At 42.8% G+C, this 15,758-nt stretch carries 12 protein-coding genes; 7 read left to right on the top strand and 5 right to left on the bottom strand.

Annotated features, from left to right (window positions below):
- Window positions 1–160: 160 nt before the first annotated feature.
- Together ACM0OR_RS04540 and ACM0OR_RS04535 are read right to left on the bottom strand one after the other, a co-directional pair.
- Window positions 161–1,780 carry a VapE domain-containing protein gene (locus tag ACM0OR_RS04540; RefSeq protein ID WP_414575171.1) on the bottom strand — a complete coding sequence of 540 codons (1,620 nt, stop codon included), beginning with the start codon at window positions 1,778–1,780 and terminating at the stop codon, window positions 161–163.
- Between the two features lie 71 nt (window positions 1,781–1,851).
- The gene (locus tag ACM0OR_RS04535) at window positions 1,852–2,202 is read right to left on the bottom strand and encodes a YkgJ family cysteine cluster protein (protein WP_414575170.1); all 351 of its coding nucleotides are present in this window, start codon (window positions 2,200–2,202) and stop codon (window positions 1,852–1,854) included.
- A 126-nt stretch (window positions 2,203–2,328) separates the two neighbouring features.
- Here ACM0OR_RS04535 and psb30 point away from each other — a divergent pair, with 126 nt between their 5' ends.
- Window positions 2,329–2,451, top strand: coding sequence for a photosystem II reaction center protein Ycf12/Psb30 (gene psb30, locus ACM0OR_RS04530; RefSeq protein WP_190700574.1), 123 nt, complete (start codon window positions 2,329–2,331; stop codon window positions 2,449–2,451).
- Window positions 2,452–2,515: 64 nt separating this feature from the next.
- Here the strand turns inward: psb30 and ACM0OR_RS04525 are convergent, their stop codons facing one another.
- The gene (locus ACM0OR_RS04525; protein WP_414575169.1) at window positions 2,516–4,660 is read right to left on the bottom strand and encodes a single-stranded-DNA-specific exonuclease RecJ; all 2,145 of its coding nucleotides are present in this window, start codon (window positions 4,658–4,660) and stop codon (window positions 2,516–2,518) included.
- 103 nt (window positions 4,661–4,763) lie between these two features.
- Entirely contained in the window at window positions 4,764–5,063 is a 300-nt protein-coding gene (locus ACM0OR_RS04520) for an antibiotic biosynthesis monooxygenase family protein (RefSeq protein WP_414575168.1), read from the bottom strand.
- Window positions 5,064–5,581: 518 nt separating this feature from the next.
- On the opposite strand from ACM0OR_RS04520, the gene gshA reads away from it, so the two are divergent.
- The 3 genes from gshA (at window position 5,582) to ACM0OR_RS04505 (ending at window position 10,572) form a co-directional block, all read left to right on the top strand.
- Window positions 5,582–6,721 (top strand): glutamate--cysteine ligase, encoded by a 1,140-nt coding sequence (gene gshA / locus ACM0OR_RS04515; RefSeq protein WP_323264864.1) that lies wholly within the window; start codon window positions 5,582–5,584, stop codon window positions 6,719–6,721.
- A 307-nt stretch (window positions 6,722–7,028) separates the two neighbouring features.
- On the top strand, window positions 7,029–7,490 hold the full coding sequence (locus ACM0OR_RS04510; protein ID WP_414575167.1) for a tRNA (cytidine(34)-2'-O)-methyltransferase: 462 nt from the start codon (window positions 7,029–7,031) through the stop codon (window positions 7,488–7,490).
- 796 nt (window positions 7,491–8,286) lie between these two features.
- Complete coding sequence (locus tag ACM0OR_RS04505) at window positions 8,287–10,572, top strand: peptidoglycan DD-metalloendopeptidase family protein (protein ID WP_414575166.1); 2,286 nt, start codon at window positions 8,287–8,289, stop codon at window positions 10,570–10,572.
- 148 nt (window positions 10,573–10,720) lie between these two features.
- On the opposite strand, the gene rsmH is transcribed toward ACM0OR_RS04505, so the two are convergent.
- Window positions 10,721–11,626 (bottom strand): 16S rRNA (cytosine(1402)-N(4))-methyltransferase RsmH, encoded by a 906-nt coding sequence (gene rsmH / locus ACM0OR_RS04500; protein ID WP_414575165.1) that lies wholly within the window; start codon window positions 11,624–11,626, stop codon window positions 10,721–10,723.
- Window positions 11,627–12,329: 703 nt separating this feature from the next.
- On the opposite strand from rsmH, the gene ACM0OR_RS04495 reads away from it, so the two are divergent.
- From ACM0OR_RS04495 to ACM0OR_RS04485, 3 genes are all read left to right on the top strand, one after another.
- Complete coding sequence (locus ACM0OR_RS04495) at window positions 12,330–13,514, top strand: NAD(P)H-quinone oxidoreductase subunit H (RefSeq protein ID WP_190700549.1); 1,185 nt, start codon at window positions 12,330–12,332, stop codon at window positions 13,512–13,514.
- A gap of 405 nt (window positions 13,515–13,919) precedes the next feature.
- Window positions 13,920–14,459 carry a GAF domain-containing protein gene (locus ACM0OR_RS04490; RefSeq protein WP_323264868.1) on the top strand — a complete coding sequence of 180 codons (540 nt, stop codon included), beginning with the start codon at window positions 13,920–13,922 and terminating at the stop codon, window positions 14,457–14,459.
- Window positions 14,460–14,545: 86 nt separating this feature from the next.
- Entirely contained in the window at window positions 14,546–15,730 is a 1,185-nt protein-coding gene (locus ACM0OR_RS04485) for a class I SAM-dependent methyltransferase (protein ID WP_414575164.1), read from the top strand.
- Window positions 15,731–15,758 lie beyond the last annotated feature (28 nt).

Raw genomic sequence — 15,758 nt, 5'->3', positions numbered from 1 at the left:
GTCTGTGGACAGGTGTCTATAATTGTAGTAATTAACACACGCTATACCTGTCCTCTACAGTAGAAGGTCTGTATAGAACAAAACTCGTACATCCGCATAAAAAAAACAACAGGTATAACCCATTGCGTTATCATAGTAAGTCTACCTGGACAGGTGTAACTCAATACAGCATATTATCAGTATGCCGTCCCTCTGAGTTTTGGGCAGTCACATCAGCTATCGAGTCATGATACCAGAGCGTCATCTTCACACCTTTAGCAGTGGTGCGCTTGCGGTAGAAGCCATGCTTCTTTAACACTCCCGATACTTTATCTTTAACTCGTTCATGTTCAACACGTTCGCCGTAGATAGCAGTGGTCACGGCAGTCAACTGGAAGCCTTTTGTTGACCAACCATTCTGCCAATGTTCGCCACCATCCGCACAATAGAAGTTTCCTAGCCACATCAGAAAACGAGACTCGATAGTGTCTTCCTCTGTAAACTGTTCGTTGTGTTCGTTCTGTACAACTTCCTCGTGAGACTTTAACCACCACTGTTCGCCATTCTTGAATGCGTCCACAGCTTCACGCCATACAGCATCTCTGTTGGCTGCTACCCAGGTTAAGTCTATGGGCTGAGTAATGTGACATACCCAGTAGCGTCTGTTGCCTGTCGTGTCTTTGAGGATGTTCTCTTGGTTAGTTGTACCTACCAGCTTCGCGACTTGAGGAACAGTCAGCCCCGCTTCTAACGCCAGTGTGATGAAGGTATGGCGGCAGTTGTACGGTGGTCTGTATCGTTGAACCTCGCCACTAGCAACCAACTCTTTTACAATATGTCTCCATCCACAAATGGCGGGTATGGTGTCACTGCTAATAGGCTTCCTCTGGTATTTTGTGAGAAAGACTAGACTGTCTGGGTTATGGTTATTCTCATTATTCTTAATACTGGTTAACAACTCTTTCATTGCAGAGTTGCATGGAAACCGTCGTTGTTTGTGAGTCTTAGTGTCACCCGCTAGTTTGTACCTGGCGTTGTAAGTCTCACAGAACAGAATGCTGCTAGCATCTATGTTTCGCCAACGCAACGCGACAGCTTCGCCCAAGCGGCAACCAGTGGTAAATAGAAACTTGAAGAAGTGGTAATAATGGTTATATATTGGATGTTCTTGATACGCGGTTAGAATAGCGTCCCGTTCGCTACGACTGAAAGGGTCTATGTTATCGCTGTCCCACAGTCGTTTCAGTTGGTTGGACATCCCTTTAAATGGGTTGCTGACTGCTAGACCCGTATCAACTGCCCAATTACAACACGCGTTTAGCTGTTCTAATACACGTTTAGCAGCATCATTAGGGAGTGTCGTTACAAGGTAGTTTCGTATCTCTACCGCATCGTTGATGTTATGTGACGGCAAGCGTTGTATATGGTTAGCAAAGTATCGCCTGTATTTCTGTAGGTATGTAGTAGTTGATACTAAAGGCTTGCGATATTCACAGTAAGTATCCCACAACGAGGGTAGGTCAGTGATAACCCTTCTTCTTTGTTGCGTGACTATAACTGTGGTGGTGGTTGGTTGTGGTTTGTACCGTGAGAGTGTTGGGTCTAACCTACCGTGTCTGATATCTTCTTCTATTTCCCACGCTTTAACCTGTACCCTACATCTATTCTCAGGCGTGTCATCTAGACCGGTGTTAATGTATCGGGCGTTAACATCAGCAACGGTTCTAGGTAGTCTCAGACGTAGCAACCCTTGTTGTGTTACCTCTATCCCAACTCTTCCCTTTTTGTTTCGTTGTCTCATTCGTGGTTAGTTATTGTTGATAGCCATTTAATAGCCAAACTACTAACCGAGAGTGTCAACGCCGCGCCCTACTACAGCCCTACAGCTTTATCGAAACGCAGCATTTCTAGACTTCTGTCGCCATAAACCCCCTCAATTTGCTGCTGACAGCATTCTATGGCAAAATCATTGATTTCTTCTGGCTCAATCCCATACATATCCTGAAATACCTCAGTTTCTACACGACAGAACCGGGGACGCTGGGAGTAGATACGACATTCTCGTGTGATATGGTCAAAATTAATGCACCAGCCACCTTCACCTACCATACTCAAGTAAAGTTCTAATTCTTCAGGTGTCAGATAATCTTCTATTTCGGGACGCTCGGCTGGGTCAAGATTACAGCACGCTCCACATTGTTTTACACATTGCCATGTTGCCATTTTATGTTTTTTCCTATACTTTTATTAAGTAAATTAAATATCACTGGCGATCGCCAGATATGATTAATTGCGGGTATTGCAACTGAGTAATTAAATTTTTCAGCCAATTGGGAGGAATAGAGAAAAATGTTTGACGCTATAGCTAACATTAATTGGGAAGTAATTTTCCAGCTAGTCTCTGTTGCATTAATCATCATTGCTGGGCCAGCTGTAATTTTTGTGTTGGCATTCCGCAACGGCAACCTTTAAGAGTGCAGGGTGCTGAGTGCTGAGTGCTGGGTTTTGGCAAATAGTGAAAATCAAAACTCGGAACTCATAGCTCGGTACTCATAACTGATAAAGCTTGGAGAGCTGCTTGAATAATATGGTCATATGGGGGTAAGGAGAGGTCAATTTCTAGGGCATCTTCACGACTAGTACCTAGTAAACCGATTTTACTCCCTGGCTGCATCATTAACACTTTACCCTCAGAGTTTTTGATTCTTAACTCTGGAGGAGAAATATTTTGATAAATAGCACAAGTATATTGACGTTGCTGGTAATTGAAGCTGGTTCTTAAAGGTTTAGGGGTAGGCGTATAGAATAACCGAAATTGGGGAACTGGTGATTGCTTTGATTCCTCTTGTAATTCTCCTTTGGGGAGTCTGACACCTATCAATTCCATTTCCAGAGTAGTTTTGCCATTAAAATTATTTTCTCGCAATTTGTAAGCAATATCTAATTGCCGTGGTAGAGGGTAATAATCACGCCACCGCCAGGCGATCGCCTTAATTACGTATTCCTGCTGACTAATATTTTGGCTAAAGGTAATTTTTATGTGACCCTTACCGACAATTTTTTGCTCGATAACTTTCACGTTAGATGTCCAAAATACTGGGTCGGGGTTATCAATACCGCAGGGATGGAGAGCATCTAACTGTTGGTAAAGTTCTTGGTTGATTTGATGAAAATTAGCCTCAGCATCGATTTGCAGTAACGGCTTGAGGTGCTGGGGTTCTAGACATTGGTTGGCGAACTCACATAAGCGCGATCGCAATTCTTGTAAGTTGTCTGCTGGGAAAGAAAATCCGCCGGCTGCTTTATGACCGCCGAATTTCCCTAGTAAATCGTGACAATATTCCAAGGCTTCAAACACATTAAACTCAGGAATCCCTCTGGCTGAACCGCGAATTTGTGCGTCGTTTTCGTAAGTACCGATTAACACGGGTACGCCGTAACGTTCTACCAAACGGGAAGCGACAATACCAATTACACCATGATGCCAATCAGGTTGCACAACGACTAAAACCCGGTCTTGTTGTAGAGACGTAATAAATTGAGCCTCTACAAATGCGATCGCTTCTTGTTCAATTTGTTCGCACAATTGTTGACGGGTGGTATTTACTTGTTCACACTGGATTGCTCGCGCCAGTGCTATTCCCATATCATCCGTAGTCAGTAATTCAATCACCGTCTGCGGATCACCAATGCGACCAATGGCGTTAATCCGGGGGCCAAGACGGAAGCCAATGTCTTCTGGTTTAAGGGTTTTAGGATTGGGTATTGGAGAAGACAATTTCTCCCCTGCTCCCCTGCTCCCCTGCTCCCCTGCTCCTTGAGCTTGCACCCCCGCAACCTGAATCAAAGCCTGTACTCCTGGTAATTGAGATTTAGGTAATAGCTTTAAGCCGCGTTTTACCCAACGACGATTGACACCAGTTAAGGGTGCTAAATCTGCGATCGTTCCCAGGGTGAACAGTGCTAGCATCGGCTGAATTAAGCCTTTAGTGTTCCCTAGCTGCTGTGCTAAAGATACCGCCAAAATATAAGCCACACCCACACCAGCCACACCTCGGTATGGTGAAGATTCCGCGATAAGTTTAGGGTTGAGGATGGCGTTAGCTGGGGGTAATTTTTGGGGAATGTCGTGGTGGTCGGTGATAATTACCTTTAGACCCAGTTCTCTAGCTCTAGCAATAGGTTCAAAAGCAGAAATCCCATTATCTACAGTCAGAATTAACTCGACACCTTCATTCTTGAACTCTTCGACAATTCTTTGATTAATCCCATAGCCTTCGTGCATCCGGCTGGGAATGGCGTAATCTACCTGTGCGCCTAAACTGCGGAGACTGCGCCACAGTAAAGCCGTGCTAGTCATCCCATCAGCATCATAATCACCACAGATAGCAATTTTAGTTTGGTTGGCGATCGCATCTTGCAATAATTCCACACTCAACGCCAAATCTGGAAATTCTACTAGCGGTGACGGTAAGTTGAGCGATTCGGGGTTTAAAAAGGCTTGTGCTTGTTCTAGGGTTTCAATCCCGCGATTAATCAGCAACTGGCTGATAATAGGTGATAAATTCGTCGCCAATGCCAACTTTTCCGCTAATTCTGGTTTTTGTAGGTAAATGTGCCAACGTTGATCGGGTAAACGTCTGAGAGGTGGGGATAATTCTGGTGAAGGTCGATTTAGCATTTAGCTATTGGCTGTCAGCTATGAGGTGTCAGCACACAATGAAAGGGATGAAGCCTATAGTAGCTTTACCCCTCTGGTTACTCAAAAAAATCTTACCAAACCTTTACCGAAAAATTAAGATGGGTTCAAAGTGTTCTACCGTAGGAAATGGATCATAAAAATGGTGTAGGAGTTGTTTCCATTCCTGATATTCAGGAGAATTTCTAAATCCGATGGTATGTGCTTCTAAATTTTCCCATTTCACTAGTAATAAATACTTACCTTCTATTTCCAAACATTTATGCAGTTCATGGGAGATATAACCATTCATCGATGAAATGATGTTTGAGGCTTGTGGGAAAGCACCTTCAAAATCTTGCTCCATGCCATGTTTAACATTAAGCATTACTGCTTCTAAAATCATAATGCAGGTTCAAAACACATTTACGCGGCCATCATTCAGTATATAGAGAGAGCGATCGCCTGGATAACGCCAAGTGGGACGAATTTTTACTCGTAATCTGCCAAGATTTAAGTAAAGAAAGCAGCATTTTATGAGATGATAAAGACTGGCAAATTTTCAACCATACCAAGGCAACAACAAGAGAAAATTCGCATTAAATCCCGGTATTTTCCTTAGAGACTGCTTTTATCGGTAATTCATAATCAAACATGGGTGATTACCCATCACCCGTTACCGACCTCAACAGATAATCTAAGTATTAAGATGCACACGCAAAATAAATATTTCTAATCAATTTGTTGAGATTAGAGGTTGTGAGGAATTGTGAATTGAGAGTTAATTACACTCTCAAAATTTACCTTGCCTGTAGATAAGGTCAAATTCCATAATTCTTAACTTTAAATTAGGTCTCATAGTCGATACAAAAACTGGTTTAACGTCGATAAAATCTATAGGCAGGAAGAGCCGAGGAGAACGCAGTGGTCTTATTAAAAGGCTTTGAAATTGAAATGTACACTGGTACACCGCAAGGGGAAATAGTCGGTCTCTCGGATAAAATTGTTGCAGACTTGGACGGGTTTATGCGAGAACCAGATAGTCGCAATGTAGAATACGTAACCAGTCCCTTGCACAATTATGAAAGCCTGTTGTGTGCCTTGCTGCGTCCTCGGCACGAATTGCGAAAATACCTGCAAACATTGGGAGACTATACCCTAATTCCGGGAAGTACCTTATCTTTGGGTGGAAGCGATCGCTTCATGCGTTCCGATCCGGCTAACCCCTATCACGACTACATCGAAAATACCTACAATACCAAGGTAGTCACCGCTAGCGTGCATATCAATATAGGTATAGATGATCCAGAAGTGTTAATGCGAGCTTGTCGGCTGGTTCGCCTGGAAGCACCGCTATATTTAGCCTTAAGTGCTTCATCTCCCTTCATAGATGGTAAAGCCACCGGTTATCACTCCTCCCGTTGGGCTGTTTTTCCCCAAACACCAACCCATGTACCACTGTTTACAAGTCACGCCCATCATATTGAATGGGTAGAACAGCAACTACTTGCAGGGAAAATGCAAAATGTCCGTCACTTGTGGGTATCAGTCAGGCCAAATGGCGATCGCCGTCCTTATGATCTCAATCGCCTGGAATTAAGAATCTGCGACTTAGTGACAGATCCCATCGCCTTACTCTCAATCACAGCCCTTTTAGAAGCACGGTTGTTGCAACTAATAGAAAATCCTGATTTAGATCCTCTAACCCAAAGTATTTTTTCTCCTGAAGAACTAATTACTATCACTACTAATAACGAAATAGCAGCCGCTAGTGGTAGCCTGGATGCTCAACTAACACATTGGCAAGATGGTCGCACGATTATAGCCAGAGATTGGATAACTGAACTTTATACAGAAGTTTGGGCGATCGCCAAAGAACAAGGTTTTAGCTGTTTCCTTTCCCCTTTACAGAAAATCCTCCGCGCCGGGAATGAAGCCCAACATTGGCTACAACTACATAAAGTTGGTTTAGACAGCCAGCAAGTGATCACCCAAGCCATTACCGCAACTTACGAACGCGAAATCGAACTGCAAGACAAATTGTGTTCGTCTCTCGCCGCTTAATCATATATTGATATAGCAATCGTAGATTATTGGTGAGAGCCAAGAACCCTGGGTTTTCCCAGAACCCAGGGTATTCACCAGCTAAAACCATTTTGACACTCAAAGAGACGCGATCATTCGCCGTCTTTAGGAAAAATCTTATGACTAATGACTATTTATGCCTCAAAGGTATCAATTTTTGCTTTTAAAAATTTAATCGATATTACTCGCTTGACATTTATTAACAAAACCTATGATTAGCCTCTGTCTATTGGTAGATTTTTCATAGTAGATATATCTTTTTATACAAATATAAGTTTTACGGACAATGCCCCAGGTAGTTTTAGTGAATCCGCAAATTCCCCCCAATACAGGTAATATCGCCCGTACTTGTGCGGCTACAGGTACAGAGTTACATCTAGTCGGTCCTTTGGGATTTGAAATTAGCGATCGCTACCTCAAACGAGCCGGTTTAGATTACTGGCCTTACGTTAAGCTGCACTATCACAAATCTCTAGAGGCGTTTACAAAAGCGCATCAAGAGCGTGGAGGCCAACTGTTGGGGTTTTCTGTGCGCGGCAGTTCTAATTACATTCACCACCAATTTCAAGATGATGATTGGTTATTGTTCGGCAGTGAAACCACTGGCTTACCAGCAGAAGCCTTGTCGATTTGTGATGCCATCTTACACATACCAATGGCTCAACCAGGTGTTCGCAGCTTGAATTTATCCGTCAGTGTAGCTGTAGGTTTATTTGAAGCTCGTCGCCAGTTAGGTTATTTACTATAATGTTGAACTAGATTTTGCGTAAGTAATTTTGCTTACGCAAAATCTTCATTTTCATTGCGAAATGAGACTTATAGACTCATGAATCTTTCGTATATATATATATAAACGTATTATTTGTTACATTAATTTTCACTGTCAACTGTAATTATATTGAAAAGATAGAAAAAATAGATGTTTTTATCATAAGAAATTTGTATATCAAATCTCATCACTTCTGAAGTTTGAATGATAGATTTTGATGAATTAAAACGGTTGAGCTATGGGGAACAAAAAATTGCAACCTCTTTCTTATAAAGAGTTTGAACCATTTTTGCTAAACAAATATTTTTGAGGAAAAAAAAAGCGGTTATAAGTTTGTACGGTTGTTTTTTAGGGAATAATCAACGTAAAGTCTCGTGTTGGGTAGACGGATCTGCTAAAAAACCCTTGAAGATATTTACATCAGGGGGCATCGCTATTCCAGAAGTCTTAGTGAGAATTGCTCACAGCGACTGTTTCCTTGGAAAGTATCATGTATTTTCTAGTCAGACCGCCAAACCAAGAGTAAGCTAAGACAACTCTGAGAACAGCAAACTGTGTGAGGGGGTGAGGAGTCGAACGGACAAGTCAGCATAGCAACTTTTTAAGTTTTGCTAACAGGTGTGAACTTGTCTAAATCAGAGAACCAGGTTAATCTTGCCTATGTATCTCTGGTAAAAGTGATCTTGATCTATCGTGTGATGTGATCTAGATCGTTGACTAGTTCCAACTGCAAAATCTAGGTCAGTTAAGCACTATTGATCATAGGAGGTCGTCTTTGAAACGAGCATTGAAAAAAAGAGTAAAGGCTGTGTTGAAAAATACCCCAAGCAACGATGATGCCCCAATGGATCAACTAAACGTGGCGAACAATAAGGCGAATCGTCGAGCGCGGACACAAGTAGCCATGATTGGTTTAGCAATCTCGATGGGAGCAACCAGCCTTTTGGTGACTCGGCAAAGCGATCAAGCCCAAGCCGCAGCACCTGTAGGTAGCCAAAAAGCCGCCTCAACTGCTCCTGCTACCTCTGATAATCAAGTGAAATTTGCTCCCACCAAGCTGGGGACTCCTGTAGTCTTATCAGCAAGCGTGCCAGAGAATCCTGTCATATTTGAACCGACAGCAGTTTCACAATTGCCTGGGCTTGAAGCTAAATGGCAAGTTTTGGCAAGTGGAATGTCTGTGCCAACTTCTACCTCAGAAACTCTTTCTCAAAATTTAGTAACTTACAAAACTTCCATAGACCAGCAAAACCAACAGTCACAGCAAGAGCAAGCTAAAGACTCTGTAGAGCAGCTTGCTAAAACTAACGATGTTAATGGTGAACAAACTGCATTTATAAAAACCCAGCCACAAACAGAGGCAACAGATAGCGCAGCTGCTAGTGGTGAAATTAATCTTCAATTGAAGGCACAGCAAGAGTTTGCTCTTAATCGCCTCCAAGAAAAATCGAACCGTTTAAGAAAAAGTCTGGCGGAGTTGCGGTCTGAGGAGTCAAAAGATTTATCAAAAAATACTTCTGACTTGAAGCAGCCAACGGCTATAGCCAATCAGCTACCCCCTCTCAGCACTAACGGCACAGTTATCGAACAGTCGCCAACTCGCATCACTAGTAATCAAGATCATCTGGTAACAGGTGTAAAACAGCCACAAGCGATTACTATCCCGGTGCAGCCACCAGCAACAACTGCACCACTAGTTGCACCCAAAATTACTGCACCATCCCAACGAGCAAGATACGAGGTCAAACCAGGAGACACCCTAGCTGCGATCGCTAGCAGATACAATACTTCTGTTTCAGAACTGGTTAAAGCCAATGGAATCAGTGATCCCAATCAATTGCAAATCAGCCAACAATTGGTGATTCCTGCTGCTCAGAACCCAATAAACAGACAGTACGGGATTAATTCTGAAATAGCTAGTATTCCTGTAAAACCCACTAGCATTAATTCCCAACCGATTACTTCACAAACACCTGTTTTAGCTGATAACACCAGTCTCGCTGTGCCACCAACAGCAACTGAAGAGAGCCAAAACCAAGCAACCACCCCAGTTGAGCTAGAAACAACTGCTAATAATCGCGTTACTCAAAGTATAGGTGGAGACACCCCAATACCCAGAGCTTTTGTAGAAATCCAGAAGCCTAAAAAGACCAATGACAGAGTAGCCAGCGCAAAAAACGAGCGACTCCGTAGCCTACAAGCAGAAATTCAGAGATTACAAGCAAAATACCGCGCTCAGAATTCTGGAAATAACGCATCTTCAGAAACAATAGATGCGGCTGTACCAATTCCCGTAGCCACCCCCAATAGCTTGGCAGTTTCTAGACCTGTTTCTAATCAAACAGAATTTTCTATCCCGATTGCTGTTCCTACTCCCATAACACCTGGCTACGCTAACCAACCAGTTAAGCCGGAATTCCGTGCTACTCGTCCTCTAAATAACGAGCCAGTTAATCCAGAGTTCTTGCCTAACAATGGAGCTAACCAGTTGTCACCATCCCGTAATTCATCGGGTATACGAGTAGCAACACCTCCATCTGGTGTTAATGCTTCGGACTCTTTAGGAAGAATGAGAGGAACTACTGTTTCTCCAGCCAAGCTACCTCCTTTAGCTGCGGTAGACCAATATTTACCCAGAACAATTGATGAAAGCACACCTCTTCCATCAGATTCTTCTGCAACCTACACTTGGCCAGCAAAAGGTGTACTCACCTCTGGCTATGGTTGGCGTTGGGGAAGAATGCACAGAGGTATTGATATTGCCAACGGTGTTGGTACACCAATTGTTACAGCATCTGATGGCATTGTTGAGAAAGCTGGTTGGAATAAGGGTGGCTATGGCAATCTTGTAGATATCCGTCATGCCGATGGTACGTTAACTCGTTATGCTCACAACAGCAAAATTTTTGTCCGAGCAGGTCAAGAGGTACGCAAAGGACAGCATATTGCCAACATGGGTAGCACTGGTTTTAGCACCGGACCTCACCTGCATTTTGAAATTCACGCAGCAGGTAAGGGAGCAATTAATCCCATAGCAATGCTACCGAAAGAGCGCATATAACTAAGGTCTGTTTCCAATTTAATTATTATCTTGCCTTTGAAGAGGGAGCTTAATTACTCCCTCTTTTGCTTTTGGGTGTAGTAACTAATGACTCAACACGCTGCTCAACGCCCCGCTACCGCTAACAGCACTCATTACTCATTACTCATTACTCATTACTCATTACTCTCTCTGCTATCCTCAGTTTGGCAGAACGCGATCGCGGATTATCACTAATTTCTGCGTCAATCGCAATAATTGGCTTTTTAGTCAACACTTTTAACAGAGGTGAATTACGTAACCCATGCTTCACTAAGCGGTCTTCTAGACTATGGAAACTGATAATAACGATTCTGCCACCTGTAACTAAAGCTTTGGGTGCAGTCTCCAAAAAAGTTTCTAGGGACTTTAACTCATCGTTAACCACTATTCGTAAAGCTTGAAACACACGGGTAGCCGGGTGAATTCTACCATAGCGGTACTTAGGTGGGACACAACTTGCGATCGCTTCAGCTAATTCTGTAGTTGTATGCAATGGTCGTTTTTCCACAATGCGCTTGGCAATACGCCGTGATAGTCGTTCTTCTCCGTATTTAAAAAAAATGTCTGCTAATTCTTTCTCATCCCACTCATTAATCACATCAGCCGCAGTCAAAGATTGCCTTTGATCCATTCGCATATCTAAACTAGCCGTGTGACGAAAGCTAAAACCTCGTTCTGGTGTATCTAAGTGATAAGAACTCACACCCAAATCCGCGAGAATCCCATCAAAACTGGCAATAGGAAACTTATAAGTCGCAAAATTGCTGCGAATAAACTTTACCCTATCACCAAACTCTGCTAACTCTTTTTTAGCTGCGGCTAAAGCATCTTCATCTTGGTCAATAGCCGTTAGCTGTATATCCGGTACAGCCCCTAAAATCAAACGACTATGACCACCACCACCTACCGTTGCATCCAGATAGTGTCCGCCTGGGCGTAGTGCTAAACCTGTGATTACTTCCTGCGGTAAAACTGGTAAATGGGAAAATGTCGGTTCTTCGATAGCTGGCAAGTTAGCAGAATGAGAATTCATGAGATTTAGCACAAAAAGATAGAGGATTATAGGATAATTTAAAAATCAGAATCAATTATTCTTAGTTAATAATTAGCTATTTAGTTTAGTTTTAATTGTGGTAATAATAAACATCTAAAATCATCTAAATTAACGGATGGGTGAATAAACTGAAAATCGAGCGATCGCATGAATAAGCAGCATCTAGCATTGAAATACTGAATGTAGAACATCTACAATACTCTATTTGCCAGTGCATATAAAGTTACAATTAAAAGCAAAAATATATAGCACTATTTTTTCTGGTAAATTCAAATTTAATAGCAAAATTACTGGTTTAACATCAACAGTCATTGGGTATTGGGCAGAAAAAAGTCAAAAAATCATTTCTTGTCTCCTCCGCACCTCTGCTTCTTTCCTGTCACCTGTCACCTGTCACCTGTCACCTCTCCTCCCATGAGAGATGAAAAAATCCAGTGCCTTAATTTATTGGTTATCGAGCTTCCATATAATAGTTGAAGAAGTGAAACAAAATGCAACATCAAGAAAAAGCCCTCAGCTGCCCCCATCTCTCCAACATACTCCCGTATGGGCAATAAATGCCGGGCTTGCCCCAAGATATTGCCTCTACGAACATGACAACATTGGCAGACACGAAAAATCCTGTCTGGATGGCATATACGCGGTTCAATTCACAATTTTCTAATGGGAGAACACGGAATTTATGGCAAGAATAGAAACCCGCACTGAACCTATGGTGCTGAACATGGGGCCACACCATCCCTCCATGCACGGGGTTTTGCGGTTAATTGTCACTTTGGATGGTGAAGACGTTGTTGACTGTGAACCGGTGATTGGCTACCTACACCGAGGCATGGAAAAAATTGCCGAGAACCGCACCACTGTAATGTATGTCCCCTACGTTAGTCGCTGGGACTATGCAGCAGGGATGTTCAATGAAGCTGTCACCGTCAACGCGCCGGAAAAATTGGCAGGGGTGGCTGTACCAAAACGCGCCAGCTACATCCGCGTCATTATGCTGGAATTGAATCGCATCGCTAACCATCTGCTGTGGTTCGGCCCTTTTCTAGCTGACGTAGGCGCACAAACTCCCTTCTTCTACCAATTCCGCGAACGGGAGATGATCTATGATTTATGGGAAGCTGCCACAGGCTACCGTATGGTCAACAACAACTATTTCCGCGTTGGTGGTGTAGCTGCTGATTTGCCCTATGGCTGGGTAGATAAGTGCATGGAATTCTGCGACTACTTCTTGCCCGTCGTCGATGAATACGAAAAGTTAGTTACCAATAACCCCATTTTCCGCCGTCGTATTGAAGGTATTGGCACTATTGGCCGTGAAGAAGCTATTAACTGGGGGCTGTCTGGCCCGATGTTACGCGCTTCTGGCGTGAAATGGGATTTGCGGAAAGTTGACCACTACGAATGCTACGACGATTTTGATTGGGACGTGCAGTGGGAAACTACCGGTGATTGCATGGCGCGTTACATGGTGCGGATGCGGGAAATGCGCGAATCTGTGAAGATTCTCAAGCAAGCCCTCAAAGGACTGCCCGGAGGCCCCTACGAGAATCTAGAAGCCAAGCGTTTAATGGCTGGAAAAAAATCAGAATGGGATGCTTTTGACTACCAATACATTGGCAAAAAAGTTTCTCCCACCTTCAAAATGCCCAAAGGCGAAATTTACGCCCGTGTAGAAAGTGGCAAAGGCGAACTAGGTATTTATCTGATTGGCGATGATAACGTTTTCCCCTGGCGGTGGAAGATTCGTCCAGCCGATTTCAACAACCTCCAGATTCTGCCTCATTTGTTGCGTGGCATGAAAGTTGCAGATGTTGTCGTGATTCTCGGTAGTATCGACGTAATCATGGGGTCTGTTGACAGATAGTGTTCATGGGGTGGGCAATGCCCAATCCTAAATCATTGGTCGTTACGCGTAGCTTGCTTTGCTACGCAACGCTATCGCGAACCCAGTAGAGGTAAGTAAGCGTGGAGAACTCTGGTTTTGAAAGCCAGGGTTCTACTTTCTTCAAGTACCACAAATTAGATAAGATTGCCTAGATCAGCATTAAAAATTTTCAAATATTAATTCTTAATTAATTATTATTAGTTTTCTGAAAAAGTTATATAAATTAAGATTGCGAATAATAACTTACCTAAAGTTTTATTTAGTATTTGTTCTATTTCTATGAAATTTAATTTGCTTGTTTGAGTAAATATAATTTATTAATAGAATCTGATAAATTTCTATATAAAACTGACCCTTCTATCTGTATTTATAAATTTTAAACCTGTGCAAATCCATTCTCACGCAGAATTTGATCCTAGCTCAAATACTCCTACGGAAGATGGCTTAAAAAGAATCCTGAATCGTCTTGTCCAAAAAATGCAAAGGGACGCATTAATCCGACAAACGACGAACGAACTGAGAGAATCACTTCAGGTCGATCGCTTAGTTTTATATTACTTTTATTGGCAATGGCATGGACAGGTGACTTTTGAGGCGTTAAGTTCTCCAGAGTTTTCTATATTAGGTTCAACTGGGGCTGATGAGTGTTTTAATGATGAGTATGCAGGATTGTATTTAGCAGGCAGAGTCAAAGCGATCGCTAATATTGAAACAGAACCAATCGCAACTTGTCACCGAGATTTTCTTCGCAGTTTACAAGTCCGGGCTAACCTAGTAGTACCCGTTTTGATCCCCAGAGGCTTGTGGGGATTACTTGTAGCCCATCAATGTCAAGGAACTCGTGATTGGTCACAATCAGATATAGAACTGATGCAAGTAGGGGCGAGAACTTTAGCCACATCCCCTGAAATTCTGGAAAGTTAAATATGAGTGATGAATGATAGGTGCGCCAGTGCGGTCGTCGCTTCGTTCCCTGTCACCTGTCACCTGTTCCCTATCCCTTGTTATCTATGGATTCTAATTTGGCACTGCATACAGCCATCGCCCATCGCATTAGTACCAGTCCTCAACAACGAATTACTTTTGCTGAATACATGGATATGGTGCTATATCACCCTGAATATGGCTACTATTCCAGCAATGCAGTCAAAATTGGGTTTAAGGGAGGTGATTTTTTCACCTCCGTCAATCTCGAATCTGACTTTGGGGAGTTATTAGCAGAACAATTTCTGCAAATGTGGGAAATTTTAGGGCAACCTGTACCCTTTTATTTGGTAGAAATGGGCGCAGGTCAAGGATTGTTAGCGTTACATATTCTTCAATACACTCAGCAGCAGCATCCAGATTTTTTCTCGGTGTTGGAGTATCTAATTATTGAAAAATCCCCAGGCTTACAACAAGAACAGCAGCAACGCTTACAAGAGTTTCCCGTGCGCTGGTGTAGCTGGGAAGATATATCATCTAACTCAATTGTTGGCTGTTTTTTCTCTAACGAGTTAGTAGATGCTTTACCGGTGCATCAGTTTATCTTAGATTCCGGTGAACTGCGAGAAATTTACGTCACCATTCGGGAAAAACAGGTAGATGAAAGCGTAGCTCCATCCTTTACAGAAATCACAGGCGCACCCTCTACCCCCCGTCTAGCAGCATATTTTGATTTAGTAGGGATTAATTTTCCGCAAGGTGGTTATGAGGATGGCTATCGCAGCGAAATTAATTTAGCTGCTTTAGACTGGTTGAGTATAGTAGCCGACCGCTTGCAACGGGGGTATGTGTTAACAATTGATTATGGCTACCCTGCCAGCAGTTATTATAATCCCAGGCGATCGCAAGGAACGCTCCAATGCTACTATCACCATCGTCATCACAACAACCCTTATATCAATATTGGGCGGCAAGATATCACAGCCCATGTTGACTTTACCGCTTTAGAACGATGGGGTGAGTCCTGTGGTTTAGAGAAAGTTGGTTTTACACAGCAGGGTTTATTTTTGATGTCCTTGGGCTTAGGAAATCGCATTGCAGCCCTTTCCTATGAAGAAATATCCCTTTCTCAACTGCTACAACGACGAGAATCACTACACCAACTAATTGACCCCACAGGACTAGGGAATTTTGGAGTTTTAATTCAAAGCAAGGGATTACCCAAACACAACACTTCTCAATCCCTAAAAGGCTTAACTGTGCCAGAGTAAAAGTAAGAGTGAAAAATTAAAACTCTCT

This window comes from Anabaena sp. CCY 9402-a (assembly GCF_963920945.1).
GTDB classification, from domain to species: domain Bacteria; phylum Cyanobacteriota; class Cyanobacteriia; order Cyanobacteriales; family Nostocaceae; genus Trichormus; species Trichormus minutissimus.
The sequence above is the reverse complement of the archived record's forward strand: the minus strand, read 5'-3'. Positions and strand labels throughout refer to the sequence as shown.

Excerpts from the sequence above, each read along its gene's own strand:
- ACM0OR_RS04485 (WP_414575164.1), top strand. The coding sequence starts at position 14,546 with ATGGATTCTAATTTGGCACTGCATACAGCCATCGCCCATCGCATTAGT.
- psb30 (WP_190700574.1), top strand. The coding sequence starts at position 2,329 with ATGTTTGACGCTATAGCTAACATTAATTGGGAAGTAATTTTCCAGCTA.
- rsmH (WP_414575165.1), bottom strand. The coding sequence starts at position 11,626 with ATGAATTCTCATTCTGCTAACTTGCCAGCTATCGAAGAACCGACATTT.
- ACM0OR_RS04535 (WP_414575170.1), bottom strand. The coding sequence starts at position 2,202 with ATGGCAACATGGCAATGTGTAAAACAATGTGGAGCGTGCTGTAATCTT.
- ACM0OR_RS04525 (WP_414575169.1), bottom strand. The coding sequence starts at position 4,660 with ATGCTAAATCGACCTTCACCAGAATTATCCCCACCTCTCAGACGTTTA.
- ACM0OR_RS04520 (WP_414575168.1), bottom strand. The coding sequence starts at position 5,063 with ATGATTTTAGAAGCAGTAATGCTTAATGTTAAACATGGCATGGAGCAA.
- ACM0OR_RS04540 (WP_414575171.1), bottom strand. The coding sequence starts at position 1,780 with ATGAGACAACGAAACAAAAAGGGAAGAGTTGGGATAGAGGTAACACAA.
- ACM0OR_RS04495 (WP_190700549.1), top strand. The coding sequence starts at position 12,330 with ATGGCAAGAATAGAAACCCGCACTGAACCTATGGTGCTGAACATGGGG.
- ACM0OR_RS04510 (WP_414575167.1), top strand. The coding sequence starts at position 7,029 with ATGCCCCAGGTAGTTTTAGTGAATCCGCAAATTCCCCCCAATACAGGT.